At 55.2% G+C, this 250-nt stretch carries 1 pseudogene; it reads left to right on the top strand.

Features of this window, described 5'->3' with window-relative positions:
* Positions 1-250, top strand: a pseudogene (locus CF394_RS16015) (exo-rhamnogalacturonan lyase family protein); the annotation flags it as partial.

The following is a 250-nucleotide window of genomic DNA, read 5'->3' as shown; positions in this document are numbered from 1 at the left end:
TGATCCGATGAGAGCCTATTATCCGGAAAAAGAGTTCCCTGCCCACGCGAGAGTTGGCCCCGACTGGGCGGCGTTCTGTTCCAATTTGCTGACGGAATGGGAGCGGACCGGTGATGAAGCGTACCTTGATAAAATCAACCGGTGAATCGGCCGGCTCAAAGCGCTGCCTCTTCGTCTGCTGTCCGGGCCGACTTTCGGATACGATCCTAAAGCTTCAGATCTGCTTCATATGGGTGACGGGAATCATGGC

Source organism: Tetzosporium hominis (genome assembly GCF_002265435.1).
Classification (GTDB): domain Bacteria; phylum Bacillota; class Bacilli; order Bacillales_A; family Planococcaceae; genus Chryseomicrobium; species Chryseomicrobium hominis.
This window is presented reverse-complemented; position numbering and strand designations above follow the sequence as displayed.